The organism is Psychrobacter sp. 5A.1, assembly GCF_030407455.1.
Lineage (GTDB): Bacteria > Pseudomonadota > Gammaproteobacteria > Pseudomonadales > Moraxellaceae > Psychrobacter.
The window spans coordinates 1-16,326 of record NZ_JASDDJ010000028.1 but is presented as its reverse complement, the minus strand read 5'-3'; the positions used below and the strand labels follow the sequence as shown (position 1 = coordinate 16,326).

General features: G+C 43.2%; 13 protein-coding genes. 6 read left to right on the top strand and 7 right to left on the bottom strand.

Annotated elements, in window-relative coordinates; all coding sequences use genetic code 11:
- Positions 1 to 96: 96 nt before the first annotated feature.
- The 5 genes from ccoG to ccoN all read right to left on the bottom strand — a co-directional run bounded on the left by ccoG (position 97) and on the right by ccoN (position 5,492).
- Entirely contained in the window at positions 97 to 1,506 is a 1,410-nt protein-coding gene (gene ccoG / locus QL982_RS07980; protein ID WP_290163061.1) for a cytochrome c oxidase accessory protein CcoG, read from the bottom strand.
- 532 nt (positions 1,507 to 2,038) lie between these two features.
- Positions 2,039 to 3,184, bottom strand: a complete 1,146-nt coding sequence (locus tag QL982_RS07975) for a c-type cytochrome (RefSeq protein WP_290163059.1) — start codon at positions 3,182 to 3,184, stop codon at positions 2,039 to 2,041.
- The gene (locus tag QL982_RS07970) at positions 3,184 to 3,363 is read right to left on the bottom strand and encodes a CcoQ/FixQ family Cbb3-type cytochrome c oxidase assembly chaperone (protein WP_057760804.1); all 180 of its coding nucleotides are present in this window, start codon (positions 3,361 to 3,363) and stop codon (positions 3,184 to 3,186) included. The genes QL982_RS07975 and QL982_RS07970 overlap by 1 nt, the downstream gene beginning before the upstream one ends.
- The gene (gene ccoO / locus QL982_RS07965) at positions 3,363 to 4,001 is read right to left on the bottom strand and encodes a cytochrome-c oxidase, cbb3-type subunit II (protein WP_290163053.1); all 639 of its coding nucleotides are present in this window, start codon (positions 3,999 to 4,001) and stop codon (positions 3,363 to 3,365) included. The genes QL982_RS07970 and ccoO overlap by 1 nt, the downstream gene beginning before the upstream one ends.
- 9 nt (positions 4,002 to 4,010) lie before the next feature.
- Positions 4,011 to 5,492 carry a cytochrome-c oxidase, cbb3-type subunit I gene (gene ccoN, locus QL982_RS07960; protein WP_058024766.1) on the bottom strand — a complete coding sequence of 494 codons (1,482 nt, stop codon included), beginning with the start codon at positions 5,490 to 5,492 and terminating at the stop codon, positions 4,011 to 4,013.
- A gap of 868 nt (positions 5,493 to 6,360) precedes the next feature.
- Between ccoN and QL982_RS07955 the strand changes: the two genes are divergently transcribed.
- The gene (locus QL982_RS07955; protein ID WP_290163050.1) at positions 6,361 to 6,750 is read left to right on the top strand and encodes an SCP2 sterol-binding domain-containing protein; all 390 of its coding nucleotides are present in this window, start codon (positions 6,361 to 6,363) and stop codon (positions 6,748 to 6,750) included.
- A gap of 143 nt (positions 6,751 to 6,893) precedes the next feature.
- On the opposite strand, the gene QL982_RS07950 is transcribed toward QL982_RS07955, so the two are convergent.
- On the bottom strand, positions 6,894 to 7,868 hold the full coding sequence (locus tag QL982_RS07950; RefSeq protein ID WP_290190259.1) for a hypothetical protein: 975 nt from the start codon (positions 7,866 to 7,868) through the stop codon (positions 6,894 to 6,896).
- Positions 7,869 to 8,312: 444 nt separating this feature from the next.
- Here QL982_RS07950 and QL982_RS07945 point away from each other — a divergent pair, with 444 nt between their 5' ends.
- From QL982_RS07945 to QL982_RS07935, 3 genes are all read left to right on the top strand, one after another.
- The gene (locus QL982_RS07945; RefSeq protein ID WP_290163046.1) at positions 8,313 to 9,548 is read left to right on the top strand and encodes a lipoprotein-releasing ABC transporter permease subunit; all 1,236 of its coding nucleotides are present in this window, start codon (positions 8,313 to 8,315) and stop codon (positions 9,546 to 9,548) included.
- 44 nt (positions 9,549 to 9,592) lie between these two features.
- Positions 9,593 to 10,273: a lipoprotein-releasing ABC transporter ATP-binding protein LolD gene (gene lolD / locus QL982_RS07940; protein ID WP_290163044.1), complete on the top strand. Its 681-nt coding sequence runs from the start codon at positions 9,593 to 9,595 to the stop codon at positions 10,271 to 10,273.
- Between the two features lie 169 nt (positions 10,274 to 10,442).
- Positions 10,443 to 10,748, top strand: coding sequence for a hypothetical protein (locus QL982_RS07935; RefSeq protein WP_290163042.1), 306 nt, complete (start codon positions 10,443 to 10,445; stop codon positions 10,746 to 10,748).
- Between the two features lie 86 nt (positions 10,749 to 10,834).
- Here the strand turns inward: QL982_RS07935 and QL982_RS07930 are convergent, their stop codons facing one another.
- Entirely contained in the window at positions 10,835 to 11,428 is a 594-nt protein-coding gene (locus tag QL982_RS07930; protein ID WP_290163040.1) for a DUF2062 domain-containing protein, read from the bottom strand.
- A 226-nt stretch (positions 11,429 to 11,654) separates the two neighbouring features.
- On the opposite strand from QL982_RS07930, the gene QL982_RS07925 reads away from it, so the two are divergent.
- Together QL982_RS07925 and sppA are read left to right on the top strand one after the other, a co-directional pair.
- A complete protein-coding gene (locus QL982_RS07925; RefSeq protein WP_290163038.1) occupies positions 11,655 to 14,561 on the top strand; it encodes a ComEC/Rec2 family competence protein in 2,907 nt (968 codons plus the stop codon).
- Positions 14,562 to 14,985: 424 nt separating this feature from the next.
- The gene (gene sppA, locus QL982_RS07920; RefSeq protein ID WP_290163100.1) at positions 14,986 to 15,975 is read left to right on the top strand and encodes a signal peptide peptidase SppA; all 990 of its coding nucleotides are present in this window, start codon (positions 14,986 to 14,988) and stop codon (positions 15,973 to 15,975) included.
- The last annotated feature ends 351 nt before the right edge of the window (positions 15,976 to 16,326 follow it).

Below are 16,326 nucleotides of genomic sequence, written 5' to 3'. Positions count from 1 at the left end.
GCTGCCAGTTTAATGATAAATGGTTCATTCGGTAGTCAAAGGCTACCGAATGAACTGCAGGAAAGCAAATAAAAGGTGTGCTATTGATCGATCAGTCTATTGACCTTGAGTCGTAAAGACGTTTTGTTTATTGACCTTATACTTACCGTTTTCACTGCTCACGTTTAGAGTCACAGGTGTTTGGCCAAACTCGATCACATCAGGATCACCATAAATACTCACTGGCATATCAAAGCTTTCGCCTGCTTCTAGTGGCACATCGTTAAAACGCAGCTCTAAACTCAGTCCCTCTTGCGGTGCAAGCGTTATCGTGTAGGTATGAGCATCCTGCGTTTTATTGGTTAATTTGACGATATAGCTGTTTTCGATCATGCCTTGATTGTTGATCGATGACAACTGATTACGGTCACGGCGAATATCAATCTCTAGTGGCACGCGATCGGTTAATGCATATATAACGCCGCCGCATAGTACGGCCAATAACGCTAAATAAGCAAATAATCGTGGACGGAGTAATCGGCTAGGTTCTTTTTCTGCCAGCTGCCGCTCGGTCGTATAACGAATGAGGCCACGTGAGTAACCGACCTTGTCCATCACTTCATTACAGGCATCAATACAAGCCGCACACTGAATACAGCCAACTTGCAAACCATCACGAATATCGATACCAGTCGGGCAGACCTGCACACACATTGTACATTCAATACAGTCACCTAAATGCTCTGGATTTGTGCCTTTTTTACGGGCACCGCGAGGCTCACCGCGTTCATAATCATAGGAGACAATCAGCGTATCTTTATCAAACATCACACTCTGAAAGCGGCCATAAGGGCAGATTTGAATACACATTTGCTCACGCATGTAGCCTGCATTGGCATAAGTGGCAAAGGTAAAAATAAACATCGATACCCAAACCCATGTAGGCCAGTCAGGGAAAGGAATCAACCCCACCGATTGCCAGCTATGATATAGAGAATCTGTCCCCGCCACATAACTGACAAAGGTCGCTGCGGTAATCACAGAAAGCAAAAACCAAATTGAATAAACAACCGAACGCTTGAATACTTTGGTCGCACTTAATGGTGCTTTATCAAACTTGATACGCTTATTACGATCGCCAATCACCCACTTTTCAACATACTGGTATAGATGCGTCCAAATAGTCTGTGGACAAGCATAACCACACCAAACTCGACCTGCATACACGGTCACCATAAACAATGTAAACGCGGCAATGATGGCAAATGCAGCAATAAAGTAAAAATCTTGCGTCAAAAACGTCATGCCAAAAATATAGTAGTGCTGTGATGGCACATCAAACCATATCGCTTGTCTATCATTATAGCGCAGCCATGGCAAAAGTAAAAAAGCCGCCAAAAGGGCATACATCGTGATGACACGAATATTTTGATAAAAACCTGTGACAAACCTCGGATGCACACGATGCTTGGTCGCATCAAGATCAATCTGTTGTACAGGGATTTTATTGGGTTGTTGTGCTGACATAAACGAGCCTCTTTAAAAAAAGAATCAGTCTGCTGGCATGATGAACAAACACCTCTAATGCTGAGGTATGTGAGTGTATGATGTTATCAATGTCAGTAAATAGTGGATAAAATTTTGAATAAAAAATATTCTAATCCACTTACCAAATGATCGATTGTAAATATAGTCGGTTCACGATAATTTAGATACAAAGAAGGGGTGTGAAAGCACTACAAATAGTAGACTGCGCAAGCCTGACACCGTATCCGATTTATATGGAATTGACTATAGCTTCATGAGATTGAGTCAGGACTATATAAAGCCATGACCGATAGACTATTTTAAAAAATAGCTATTCTAGCATTCCCCCTACTAATAATGGGGTAATAAACATGAAAAGCAATGAATATATTAGAACGATTTCTAGGGTCTATGGCCACTTATCCTTGCCATTTCTAAATGAAAATCAATACCAATATATGAAAAAGGGAGAACTGTTATTACAGTTCTCCCTTTATTAAATCTCGTCCATAGACAGTATAGTAACAGCGTCTTAGTTAGCCGTCACTTCTTCGGTTGCTACAGGCTGAGCTGTCGCCGTAACCGCTGATACTGAGGGTGCTTTACTTGTTTTATCTGATAGTGAGTAGATATAAGCAGCAAGTAGCATAATACGCTCATTACCTAGCTTAGTTTCCCACTGAGGCATAACACCAGCACGGCCATAACGCAATGTATTACGTACAGTCTCACGCTCACCGCCATACAACCAGATATTGTCAGTCAAGTTCGGTGCACCTGCTGAAATCATACCTTTACCGCTTTCAGAGTGACATAAGGCACACTGCTGCTTAAAGATAGCTTCGCCTTGATTAACCAAAGTTTGATCAAGCTCACCGTTACTCTCACTACCGTTGTTTGCAGATAGTGACAATACATACTCAGATGCTGCACGCACACCGTCTTCACCGATCTGATCGCGCCATGCAGGCATACCGCCGATACGACCATTATGTAGCGTGGTCAAGATATTGCCCGCTTCGCCGCCATATAACCAATCATTATCAGTTAGGTTAGGGTAGCCTGTCGCACCTTTCGCATTAGAGCCATGACATACAGCACAGTTCTGTAAGAACAAACGGCTACCAACTTTTAAAGCATTTGGGTTTTCAGACAGTTTTTCAACGTAAGGAGCAAGTTCTGTCACTTTTTCGTCGATTTGAGTCTGTAGATCTGCTGGTGGTTTTTCACTACGACGCATGGTTGCTTGTAATTCGTTCAACGACCCCAATGTTGCCGTCGCGCCCACAGCATCTGCTTTTACCAAAATGCTTTTTTCAAAGTTATCTGTAAATATTTTATTATTACTTTCAAGCTCACTGAATAGCTCGTTTTTAGAGGTCCAAGGTACAGTCTCACCGTCAACTTCTACGGTGGCGATACCTTGCCAGTGTGCTGGAAACATCGCTGGAAAAAATACCCAGTACGCGACACCCCAAACGATTGAGCCAAAAAATATCACCAACCACCATTTAGGAAGTGGTTTGTCGTATTCTCGGATACCATCATATTCATGACCAGTCGTACCGTCTTCTTCAACGTCTGGTTTGTACTTTAATACAAACAGTAGAACGCCAAGAATGAAAAGCCAGCAGCCGAAACTGATTAGCGTGATCCAAGAACTCCAAAAAAATGTCATCATTTATCCTTATTGCGCTGCTCTTCAGACAGAGATTTTATATCCTCGTCATCAAGCGCAAGTTGTGCATCTTCTTCGAAGCGTTTTTTGTTTTTTGGCGAATACGCCCACCATGCAACACCTACAAAGGCAATAAAGGCAGAAACGGTCGCAATTGTTTGTAATTCACCAATACCCATTAGCGCTGTCCTTCCATTGCGGTACCTAACTGCTGTAGATAGGCGACCAAAGCATCAAGCTCGGTAGCACCAAGCACAGCATCTGGAGCACCTTCAATGTCTTCTTCAGTATAAGGAACACCGAAGCGATCGCGGAATAGACGCATTTTAGCTTGAATGTTTTCACCATCCACTTCATTCTCAGCAAGCCAAGGGAAACCTGGCATCACTGATTCAGGCACAAGTGAACGTGGCGCAATCAAATGCTGCTTTTGCCAATCTTCAGAATAACGGCCACCAACACGTGCTAAATCTGGTCCAGTACGCTTCGATCCCCATAAGAATGGGTGATCCCACGTTGACTCAGCGGCACGTGAATAGGGTCCATAACGTTCAACTTCTGCACGTAGTGGGCGAACCATTTGAGTATGACAAACGTGACATCCTTCACGAATATAAATATCACGACCTTCAAATTCAAGCGCTGTCCAAGGCTCCATGGCAGGAAGAGGCGCATTCACGCCGCCTTCTTCAGGACCCTTGTTGTCATAGATCAATGGTACGATTTCAACTAGTGTTGCAAAACTAATAGCAATAACGATACCAATGACTAACAAGCCTGTATTTTTTTCAATAATTTCATGCGGTGAACCAGCCATGATCGCTCCTTATACGTTAGCTGTCGAAGGTTTTTCGACACTAGGTTCATGATCCGTTGGATCAGCGACATCTACAGGCTTACCTTCTGGCATTTTGAGTGTTTTATAGCAGTTATAAGCCATTACAAACATACCCGACACATATAAGAAGCCACCAAAAGCACGACCAATATATGGGAAATGCGAGAATTCAACAGTATCAACGAAGCTATATACCAAAGTACCGTCTGGGTTAGTCGCAAGCCACATCATGCCTTGGCCAATACCTGAGATCCACATAGACACGATATAGAAAATCGTTCCCGCAGTCGCCAGCCAGAAATGCGTGGTGATTAAGCTGATAGAGTACATCTTCGGTTTGTTATAGATACGTGGTAACAGTACATATAGCGAACCAATCGTAATCATACCAACCCAGCCAAGCGCGCCTGAGTGTACATGACCAACTGTCCAGTCAGTGTTATGCGATAGTGCATTCACTGTCTTGATAGACATCATTGGGCCTTCAAACGTCGACATCGCGTAGAACGACAATGCCACAATCATAAAGCGAATGATCGGATCGGTACGTAACTTATCCCAACTACCTGATAGCGTTAACACACCGTTGATCATACCACCCCAAGATGGTGCGAATAGGATGATTGAGAATACCATTGCCAATGACTGCGTCCAATCTGGAAGCGCTGAATAATGTAAATGGTGACCACCAGCCCACATATATGAAGCAATCAATGCCCAAAAGTGAACGATAGACAAACGATAAGAGTAGATAGGACGGCCAATCTGTACTGGAACGAAGTAATACATCATTCCAAGGAAAGCTGCCGTTAAGTAAAAACCTACCGCATTATGCCCGTACCACCACTGCACCATCGCATCAGTTGCACCGCCAAATAGCGAATAAGATTTGAACGCGCTAACTGGAATGGCCATGCTGTTTACGATGTGTAGTAATGCAATCGTAATGATGAAAGCGGCAAAGAACCAGTTGGCCACATAGATATGTGAGGTTTTACGTTTGATGAGCGTGCCAAAAAAGACGATGGCATAAGAAATCCATACCAAAGCGATTAGAATATCAATCGGCCACTCAAGCTCAGCGTATTCTTTTGTCGAGGTCAAACCTAGAGGAAGGGTAATAACGGCGGATACGATAACCGCTTGCCAACCCCAAAAGGTAAACCAAGCCAAGTATGGCGCAAATAAGCGCGTTTTACAGGTACGCTGAACGATGTAATACGACGTTGCGAACAGGGCAGAGCCACCGAACGCAAAAATGACCGCATTGGTATGTAGCGGTCTTAAACGACTAAAGGTCAGCCATGGAATGTCAAAGTTGAGTGCTGGCCATGCTAACTGTGAAGCAATGAACACACCAAGACTCATGCCGACGATGCCCCAAACGACAGCCATGATCGTAAAAAATCTTACGACAGTAATTTCGTACTCACGGTCAACTGGGGCGACTGCTGTGTTTTGTAAACTCATTGGATGATTCCTTTACAGCCCGAATTATCAACAGAATTAACCAACAATCCGTGCTATCTGTATCATAAGTACTTATAAATCCATACTTATCATAGTGACGGCACCTATTGTTTTTTGACTTACTTAGCGCAATGATGTCATTAACTATCGATTTAGGTCCTTGTTTTATATCAGTTGATACTAATAAATAAAAATAGGCACGTTATGTACCTTACTCAAGGTCGCTCGATAGTAGGATTGTTAATAGATCATCAAGGTAAATAAGAAGACGCGCCGTTTTTGAGCATCAAACATCTCATAAGGCTAAATATGTATCTTAATTATTACGAAAAAACCTGTACTAATGAAGATAGATACCCATATCTATAGGGCTATTAAAAAGCATTGACCATAGATGTATGCTAGCGGCAGCTGACAAAAAACATGATTATGTAATATTTGGTTAAAACTCCCGACTCTGTTTAAGGGTATTGTAACGCAATCCTAATTAAATATCATCAGAACTCTGCGCCAAAATACAAACTCTTTGGTATAAATGTTAGCGAGCAACTTATTATTGCCGTGCTACCCGTCTATCTTATACACAATTTTGTCACTATTCTAGATGCGGCTTTCAGTGAAATGAGAGGAAGTGGCGCGGAGTATGAGCGTAGGCTGGCAAAGAAGTTTTGTAACAACACCCTTGCTCGCCATGTAAATAGGTTTTACTTCTTATCAAGTCGCCCTTTATAATGAGGCTGAACATCATTGATGGCTATGTCTTTTATACGGCTATTGATAGCAAGCATTTTAATAATTCTAAAAGTTAGGCCAACAGGTTTTCTTAGCAGTATTGGCCCAACAGAATATCAATTAAGGATAATATAATATGGCAGTTTTTTTGACAGACGAATGGTTTGAGCAAGTAGAAAACATGGGCAATGAAGCGGGTGAGTTAAACTTACCACCAGTACTTGCCAATATGGTTGTCAATCTAAAAGTGGCTGAAGCTGATAAAACTATCGAAGCCAATTTTGCAAATGGTTTGCTGCATCGCGGCTTAAACGATAATGCAACGACGACGCTGCTATTAGATCGCGATATCCTACAGTCTATCATTACTGATTTTGATACCAATCAAATCATGGGTGCGTTTATGAGTGGCAAAATTCGCGTCGAAGGCGATATGTCACAGCTAATGGCCGTACAGACTGCACGTCCAAGCGCAGAGCAAAAAGAGTTATACACTCGCATCAAATCAATGACGACGATGGCTTAATCGTATATTTATACGATTTTTACGTTACGTTTTTGGGTTGTAAGAATCCATAAGACATAAAAAAGCCCCTAATTCATATTAGGGGCTTTTTTATTGCGCAATCAAATAGGCATAATAAAGCTATAGACAATCTTTCGAACAGCCTAGCTAGCTTTTGATTGCTGCGTCGCATTTGATTGGTTTTCTTTGTATATTGCTGCTTGTAGCCACACGTTTGCTTGGACGTAGTCATGTACTTTAATACTATTAGTTTCAGTAGTATTAAGCGCACCAATACGCACGACGAAAGGATCTGCATCTTGCTCACGTAGCGTTACCACATCAAACAATATAATGGACTTACCATTGAATACGGTTTCTTGTTTACCAAGCACTTGACCTTGACACCAAGCTTCATCTTCTTGTCCTAGTGTATCGCCAAACAAGTAAGCACACATATGACCCAAGTTGATTTCGACAGGTGCCATCTGCTCTTTGGTTTCAGGTTTCCATTCACTGATTTGCGCTTGCAAGTCGTCTGGAATTTTTCCGTCATTTGCCGCGACGATATCGTTAAAGGCACGGTGATAGCGAATTGACTCTTGGTCTTCGACCATGATTACTTCGTTCTGTTCGCTTAACTTGATTTCGTGTGCCCATGCGCTAAAGTTTACATAATAAGACGTGTCGCGTTGATATAGGTGGCGATTGGTCGTATAGAGCTGATCAAATGCATAAATGATACTGCCATCAGCGGTACGGAAGCGTAAAACAGCATCATGTGAGTTGTCATTGGCGATGATGCGCTCAATTTTACAGTTCAACCCATAAGGACTGTCCACACAAGGATAGGCATTGATAAAGCATTCAGGCTTGCCTTCTTTCATCGCAAGCACTTGATTGATATGACAGGGTTGATCTTCTGACAAAAGCAAGCAGCTGTCTTGCGCAGTGATGTTGCTATTGAGGCCTTTGGGCATTGCTGCGACTTCGATCATCTTCTGTAGCCATTCTGGTACATCATGGCTCATATCGTCGGTCAGGATACGCCAGTGATCGCCATGACCTGCGGACTGCTCATCGGTCAATGTGATCTTGGTAGGAGATTGAATGTTTTTATATTGGTAATTTATGGTCATGAAAATACTCAAAATTAAGTCAGCGTGAGGGGTATATCTAATACTGTGTTTGCTGATATACCATTCAATACTTGAAAGAATTGGCTTATGATGGTCAGCGATAGTGTCAGTACAGAGTGAACAAACCTCAATGAGGGGTTAATGACAATTGTCTTTAGCATATAATATATAGGTATTGGTACAGCTAATAGCAAGCCCCCTATAAAAAATAATAACAAAACCCAGTTTTTTGGTAAAAAATACTCTCAGTTGTTGCTAATGACTGGCACATATCAGTGAGTTTGTGTCAAACTAGCTCCCTTTTGACAGCTGTTATTGGCTCGTCTGACACCCTGTTTTTGTGTTTGATTTATATGTGAGCAGTAGCAACTGTGTGATGCATTTGCTACTGCTCGTTATGCAACCTATATAAAGTCGCACGTAGATAAGATAAAGAGTTTGAATATGTTTCGTCCTTTAGCGTTATTTATCGGCTTACGATACACCCGAGCAGAGCGCAGTAATGGCTTTATCTCCTTTATATCACTCATTTCAATGATTGGTCTGACTCTGGGGGTTGCCGTATTGATTACGGTGCTATCGGTTATGAATGGTTTTGACCGTGAACTAAAAACCCGTATTTTGGGAATGGTGCCGCAGGCTACCGTGGTCTCAAGTGAAATTATTGGTGATTGGAAGCAGTTGGCCGATAAAATCAAAGAAGATCCAGAAGTGGCTGCTGTGGCACCCTTTATCCAGTTGCAAGGGATGCTGACATCAAACGGTCAGGTCGCAGGTATTATGGTGACAGGCGTCGAGCCTGAGTACGAAAAAAATGTTTCAATCATTAACGATCATATGGTTGAAGGCAGCATCGATACCTTGCAAAGTGGTGACTTCAGTATCGTATTGGGCGAGGAGATGGTGCAATCTTTGGGCTTGCAGATAGGGGATAAAGTGACGCTAGTATTGCCAGAAGCGTCGCCATCACCAGCTGGCGTGATACCGCGATTTAAGCGTTTCACCTTGACAGGCATATTCACCATTAGCCCAGAAGTGGACAGTCTGATGGCGTTCATTCCAATGGGGGACGCAGCAAAACTGTTACGTTTGCCAGAGGGTGCGCAGGGCGTACGCATGAAGCTTAACGATATATTTACGGCGCCAATTGCCTCACAAAAGGCAGCTGCGATCGCACCTGAGAGACTGTATCCGAATGACTGGACGCAGACACATGGTAATCTATTTGGGGCGATTCAAATGGAAAAAGCCATGGTCGGGTTATTACTATTTTTGATTATCTTGGTTGCTGCTTTTAATATTGTCTCAAGTCTGGTCATGTTGGTTACTGATAAAAAAGCAGATATTGCGATTTTAAAAACCTTTGGCGCGTCTCCTCGTTTGATTACTCAGGTCTTTATGGTTCAGGGTGTGGTCATCGGTGTGATCGGTACTATCGCTGGTACGATACTGGGCGTGATATTTGCGCTCACGGTCAGTGATATTTTAGGCTTTATTAACCAAGCCTTTGGCCTGAACTTGTTTGATGCTTATTTTGTCAATTACTTGCCATCACAGTTGCGTTTGCTAGATGTGTTATTAATCACAGGTGCATCGTTTGTACTGAGCTTTTTGGCAACGATTTATCCAGCACGTCGAGCGGCGAAGATTCAGCCTGCTCAAACGTTACGCTATGAGTAATCCAAACATATCAATACCGAAATAAATAAAATAAAGGAAGCGTTATGTCTGCCATTTTAGAGGCGACCAATATCAATAAGATATATGATGAAGGCGCGGTCAGTACGCAAGTATTGACGGGCCTTGATCTGACAGTTCATGCGGGTGAGCGCATCGCTATCGTTGGAACCAGTGGGTCAGGAAAAAGCACCTTGCTACATTTGCTGGGTGGCCTCGATACGCCAACCAGCGGTGAGGTCTGGTTACATGGTCAGCTATTGAACAGTATGAATGAGACTGAACGCGGTGCAATGCGTAATAAGCACTTGGGTTTTATCTACCAGTTTCACCATTTGTTGGCCGAGTTTACCGCCGTTGAAAACGTTGCCATGCCGTTACTGATGCGTCCAAAAGTATCGACGACTGAAGCACGTCAACAAGCGATTGATATTTTAGAAAGTGTCGGTCTAGAGCATCGTCTGATGCATAGACCTGGTGAGTTATCAGGTGGTGAGCGGCAGCGAGTAGCGATTGCGCGTGCATTAGTCACTAAGCCGTCGCTTATTTTGGCAGATGAGCCAACGGGTAACTTGGATTACGACAATGCGCAAAGCGTCTTTGGACTGTTGTCAGAATTACAAAGCACCATGCAAACGGCGCTACTTATGGTGACCCATGATCGCAATTTGGCGGCCCTTGCTGACCGTCAGTTGTTGCTACGTAATGGTCATTGGGAACAGTATTAAGAGTGTTAAGTATGAGGTCAAAGAGCTGCCTGAAACGCCTTAATATTGGCGCTTGTCATGGCTGTTATGTTGAAGACTTATAGTTGTGCTATTAAAAATAACATCGTAGAAGTAAATGACTAAGCGGTTGCCAGCCAGCCGCGGTGGCTATTTTATAAGGATGCGTATAATGAATAAAGACGACAACCCAATTGCCGCTTTTGGCAGTGCTGAAGAAGGCAATGAGCCACTAAAACCCTATATCGATCCAAGCTTGTTTGAGACTCTAGATAGACAGGCGCAAACGGATTTGCTGACATCCGTGTTTGACGCGATCACTTTGGCTGGGGTGGATTACGATTTAAAGGTTCAGGACAGTGCGACAGGCAAACGCTATACATTGCTCAAAAATGAAGAAGTCCTTGAGATCGTACCGATGGACAGCCATTTTTCCGACAAGATTTTGGCCGCTATAGATAAAAATAAAGAAGAATGAACGGTATCAATTGACCAACCAAGCTTTTGATTAACTCAGTCTTTGACCAACTAAATCTTGATGCTGTTTAAGAAAGTAAAACCGCATCAAGGTTTGGTTGATTTGTCAGAAGGTTTTTGCTGGCGTTTTTGCCAGCTGACGACGGTTTTATAACGCCAAATGGCCTTAAAGGCCAGTCCGCAAATAATACTGGTCACAACCGCTAAGATCGTCAGTCCTATACAAAATGCGGCCAGGGATACCGTCCCGCGATAAGTAATGAACGGGTTGGCACCATCTGATAACGCCCACAAGCTAAAATCCGCAATCATTCTGCCAATAAATCGCAAACTGATCATGGGTACATCAATAATTTCTGCACCGATATAATACCCAGCATAAAAGATAGGCAGGCTGGTTAGTGGGTTGGTAATCCATGTCAAACCAAGTGCCATAGGGACATTGGCTCGAAAAATAAGCGAGCCAATTAGCGCCAGTAACATCTGTCCTGGCAGTGGAAAAAAAGCACTTAGTACACCGATATAGACCGCTTTATTTAGGCTATGTCGATTGAAATGCCACAATCTTGGATCAGCCAAATGCGGTGCGAACAGCTTTAAAGTGCGACTTTCTAAGATTTTTTCTGGTGTAGGCAGCAGGTCTTTTAGACGTTTTTTGGGCACAGGATCGCCTTTCATCATTAACTACAGTCCGCTCAATTGTATTGATAGGCTGGTATAGAGTAATATTGTGAATAAGATAGAGGTAAGAACACACAGAATGGTGATGTCAGATAGTGATCACCTTAATACGCTGCCTCAGTATAGGGTAATATAAATATAAATGCTATTGCATCACGTGTCATTTACGATGGTAAATTACTCTATTTAGTTGAATAGTATTTAAGTCATCAAGCAAGGAGTGCTGGTGTACTGGTTGATTGGTAGCCTAATAATGATTGTTATGATGGGCGTTTTGGCAGTCGCAGACAATGTGGCAGTGCCCATTAACCTATCTGTAATAGATATCGTCAGTGTTTCTGGTCTATCTCTGGCGCTCATCGTGTTTGCTACTATTCTGTTTGCAATTGCTCAATTGAATATACCCTCGATAAACCGTCACAGTACTGATAAAACCCACGTTGATAGCTCACTTTATAAGACTCAATTCCCCCTTCGCATTATTAAGCACTTAGTCTTCGCCATATTTGCCATTATATTGGTGATAGGTAGTACGTTACAGGCTTTGGTTGCTCACCAACAAGCAGAAACCACCAAAGTTACTGACGCAACAAGAGTGCAAGCGCTCGTGCGCATCGAAGGGTTAAGTGACAGTGTTTATGATGCTGCCACAGGTAGTGGCTATCGGCAAGTGGCAGTCGTAACGCACATATCGCCATTAGTCGCTGAGTTAACGCCCCAAGATTTGGCCATTACAACAGCCAATTACTTAGAAATCGATAAAAATAGCCTAAGCGAAAACTACAATAATCGCTCTGATACAGATAATATTAGCGATATTAAACACGAACATGAACACCGAATATTACTCAATGCTTATCCAAAAAAATCTGCCAATGACAACCAGCTCTCATCTTTGAACCATCTACAGCCTGGCGATGAACTATTCATGAGCTTGGCACTGGCACCATTGGCCACCTCCAAGCAAGCGTTAAATAACCCGTCTGGTTTTGATAGTTACCGCTGGTTACGAGGTCGGCATATTGACGGTGTCGCCAATATATTGGCTGTCAGTCCATCAGTGATAAGTAGTAACGAAATCGGCAATGAAATATATTCAAGGCAAACGCTGACTTCTGACGCATACCTTCAACGCTTTCGTACTCGTATTGATCAAGGACGGTGGCAATTACGGCAGCATTTTTATAGAGATTGGTCAGCACAGACGACAGCAGAGCAACAAGCAAAAGCGGTCACATTGAGCCTACTCACGGGTGACCGTAGCTTAATCAATCGAGATACTAAGAATCTATATCAACTCGCGGGCATTTCGCACTTGCTGGCTATCTCAGGCACGCATGTATTGTTTTTAGCCATCGTGCTGGCAGGTACAGTCGTGCTACTGTTTGATCGTAACTATCCAGCGATTTATCGACGTATTCCGCGCTGGCAAGTGCGTTGGTGGGTGATGATTGGTGCCGCTTTTATTTATGCATTGTTTACGGGTTTTGATGTGCCCGCGGCTCGTACTGCTTGGATGTTATTGGCCATTGGCTTAGTCAGATTGACATTACTCCCTATCAGTACCATGCGTGTGTTGTTAGCATTGGCTGTGTTGATGGCGTGGCGCGACCCTTATGTATTATGGCAGGCAGGATATTGGTTGTCCTTTATCGCAGTGGCGCTATTGCTCAAGTATGACGATACATCGTATCAGCATCAGGCTACTGCCTCCACATCTGCATACGATGGCAAACCGCATATTCGCATCAGTAATACGCTGTCTAGCCGTGCTTGGCAAATGGGCAAGCGGGTGTTCAAACTACAGTTTTGGCTATTTTTGACCTTACTCCCTGTTACGTTGCTCTTATTTGGCAAGGCATCACTATGGGGCATTTTTATTAATTTATTTGCTATTGGATTATTTGGTTGGGTGATTGTACCGCTCAATCTATTAGCCGGGCTGTGTTACCTTCTGGTGCCGAGCATTGCGGATACCATTTGGATGGTTATCAGTACGATCGTTGGTAATTTGCATGATTTAATGGCTTGGCTGACGTCATTGCCAGCGCTATCGGAGGCGTGGCTCTATACACCAGTCAATATAGCGATATTGTCGATGGCGTTATTAGGAATATTGCCTTGGCTGTTACCACGAGGTTTGCTCAGTCGCTGGCTGGCGCTGCCACCATTGACGTTACTGATGATGGCGGTGTATGCCAATCAGCAGTCATTCGTCACGGTACCGACCTTATATATTTTGCCAACAAGCGACTCCTATATAACGGCGGCCTTGTTGCAGTATCCTACAGTAAAGAATGAAAGTACCAGCTGGTTGTACTTAGCTGATCATAGAGCAATCTCAGCACGAACCAAGCCAAGCAATCTGACAGCGGATAAACTGTCGGCCATACTAGAGCAGCAACTGGGCAGTTTATCGATTGATAAGTTAGAGGGCATTATTGTGCAGAGCAGCAGTGCTGGACTGACTGACACACTAGTTTCTGACAGGCAGCGTGTTGCTGCTCATTTTAAAGGTTCTGAATTACTACCAATGACCGTTGCACAGCTAAATGAGCGATTACCTATCAGTCAATATTGGCAAGCAGGGCGCTCTGATCGTTGGTCTGCATCTCAGCGAGCCGATAAAATAATCCGTCAATCTAAAGATACGCCCACTATCAGTGCCCAACGTTGCGAGCAAGGAAAAATGTGGCAGTTGGCTAACGATGGTTTGTCAATACAGGCCATGACAGGTTGGACGGAAATAGGCGATATCAGCGTTTGGGACTGTACGATTGCGATTGATAGCCGCTTACCCATACGAATACTAAGGTACAATGCGGCTGATCCACTAGCATCGTTACCTGCAAGTCTCCAAACCCAGAGAGTAAATAATCCGTTAGCTGCCAGTCAGACAGCGTCCACCCAGTCACGTCTCATTCTGGATACTGATACTCATCAACGCGTCTGGCAGATGTGGTCATTATTATGCCCAGCTGAAGCGCCAAATGAGAGTATGATATTCAAAAATACAACATGGCTTGGTCATAGCACGTCACGGATGACTTCTGATATGATAAGCCGTCAAAAGGTTCATGAAATCATGACTTATGATGATAAACCTTTGGAAATAGCCTTATCGCTAAAATAAGCCTATCTTATGAGCGTTACAATATAGTGATATTTCACAGTTATACTATTGAACCATCATCGAAATACCACCATACTTAGCAGCTTATTAATACAGGTAATGGATACAGTAAGCAGATATTTGCTTCCAACTGTATTTATAGACCGCCTCATTTTATTGTTCTAGGGCGTGTCATCAATTAGCATATGGATACATTTTGTGGCCTTAAAATGGCTAAATTTTGTCAAACATCGTCAGAAATCTTGTCAATATGTTCATATTTACAGCGAGTTCTTCCTTGTTTGGCTGCAATTTTTCTCATGTTAAGCCCCACCATCTAAATGATGACACACCCTAGATTGTTTCTAACTTAGGAAGTTATATGCCCAACTGGCCACCAGACCCTAACAAACGTCCTGATAATTCGGCAAATCAGCCAACGCAAATGCAGCAACCAAGCCCGCCGACTGGACGAGAATGGAAGGTGCTGGAAAACACGTTATTGGCGAGTGTGGTCGAGCAGCGCCGCGCCCGTCGCTGGAGTATCTTTTTTAAATTATTGACCTTTGGTTATATCTTATTGATATTTTTGACCCTTGGTCGTGGCTGCAGCAGTGCGCCAACTGGTATGGATGCAGTGGATACCAGTGATCCGCATTTGGCAGTGGTTGAGCTACAAGGCGTCATCAGTAGTGACGATGTGGCCAATGCGTATGATGTCAATGAAGCTTTGAGAGATGCTTTTGCGAACAGTAACTCAAAAGCGGTGGCATTGGACATTAACTCACCTGGTGGCTCACCTGTACAGTCTGATGAAATCTGGCAGACTATGATGGAGCTGCGCAAAGAGTATCCAGACAAAAAGCTGTATGCTGTCATCGGTGATATTGGTGCTTCTGGTGCTTACTATATTGCGTCTGCAGCAGATGAGATTTATGTCAATCCATCAAGTTTGGTTGGCTCTATCGGCGTCATTATGCCAAGCTATAATATCAAAGGCTTAATGGACAAAGTTGGTGTGGAAGACCGTACTATTACAGCTGGTGAATACAAAGATATCTTGAGCTTATCGCGCCCATTGACTGACTATGAAGAAAAACATGTCGAAAAAGTATTGGCCAATACGCACAAGCATTTCATCAATGCTGTCAAAGAAGGTCGCGGTGACCGTTTGAAAGATCCTGAACAAAACAAACTGTTTTCAGGCTTATTTTGGACAGGTGAGCAATCTATCGAACTGGGTTTGGCAGACAAAAAAGGCAGTATTACAAGCCTAAGTAAGCAACTAGACCTTGAGACGGTGATTAGCTATAGCCCAACCGATCCGTTCCAAATGTTTATGGACCGTTTTGCCGTACAACTGGGTGCAGGCATTGGCTCTAGCGTCAGTCTTGATGTGTTACCGCAAGAAAGTGGTAATACGCAGATGCGTTAAGCGTTTTATGTTTTAGATATAATGTGTATGATTGTTGAGGCTGAGCATATAATTGTGCTCAGCCTTAATTGTATGCAATACCAAATAAAAAACCTTGGTCTAAGGTATCGCCCATTTAGATGACTATCGAGTGAATTGAAGAGGCGCCTTAGAGTCGCTACGCATTTATGCAACGCTATGCCACTAAAATAAAGCTATCAAATACAGCCATCAAACTGGTTGTATAAACGCTGTGAATTTTACAATGGCATAAGGTTCAATTATTAAAAACAACGGTGGTGTATCAAAAAGTATGCTGAGGAATTAAAGGAGGGGTGACAGCCGAAGCAAGATGATATATTTGAGGTTATG

What these genes read in the sequence shown, in the direction of transcription:
- ccoG (WP_290163061.1), bottom strand. Translation starts at nt 1,506, where the DNA reads ATGTCAGCACAACAACCCAATAAAATCCCTGTACAACAGATTGATCTT.
- QL982_RS07975 (WP_290163059.1), bottom strand. Translation starts at nt 3,184, where the DNA reads ATGACATTTTTTTGGAGTTCTTGGATCACGCTAATCAGTTTCGGCTGC.
- QL982_RS07970 (WP_057760804.1), bottom strand. Translation starts at nt 3,363, where the DNA reads ATGGGTATTGGTGAATTACAAACAATTGCGACCGTTTCTGCCTTTATT.
- ccoO (WP_290163053.1), bottom strand. Translation starts at nt 4,001, where the DNA reads ATGGCTGGTTCACCGCATGAAATTATTGAAAAAAATACAGGCTTGTTA.
- ccoN (WP_058024766.1), bottom strand. Translation starts at nt 5,492, where the DNA reads ATGAGTTTACAAAACACAGCAGTCGCCCCAGTTGACCGTGAGTACGAA.
- QL982_RS07955 (WP_290163050.1), top strand. Translation starts at nt 6,361, where the DNA reads ATGGCAGTTTTTTTGACAGACGAATGGTTTGAGCAAGTAGAAAACATG.
- QL982_RS07950 (WP_290190259.1), bottom strand. Translation starts at nt 7,868, where the DNA reads ATGACCATAAATTACCAATATAAAAACATTCAATCTCCTACCAAGATC.
- QL982_RS07945 (WP_290163046.1), top strand. Translation starts at nt 8,313, where the DNA reads ATGTTTCGTCCTTTAGCGTTATTTATCGGCTTACGATACACCCGAGCA.
- lolD (WP_290163044.1), top strand. Translation starts at nt 9,593, where the DNA reads ATGTCTGCCATTTTAGAGGCGACCAATATCAATAAGATATATGATGAA.
- QL982_RS07935 (WP_290163042.1), top strand. Translation starts at nt 10,443, where the DNA reads ATGAATAAAGACGACAACCCAATTGCCGCTTTTGGCAGTGCTGAAGAA.
- QL982_RS07930 (WP_290163040.1), bottom strand. Translation starts at nt 11,428, where the DNA reads ATGATGAAAGGCGATCCTGTGCCCAAAAAACGTCTAAAAGACCTGCTG.
- sppA (WP_290163100.1), top strand. Translation starts at nt 14,986, where the DNA reads ATGCAGCAACCAAGCCCGCCGACTGGACGAGAATGGAAGGTGCTGGAA.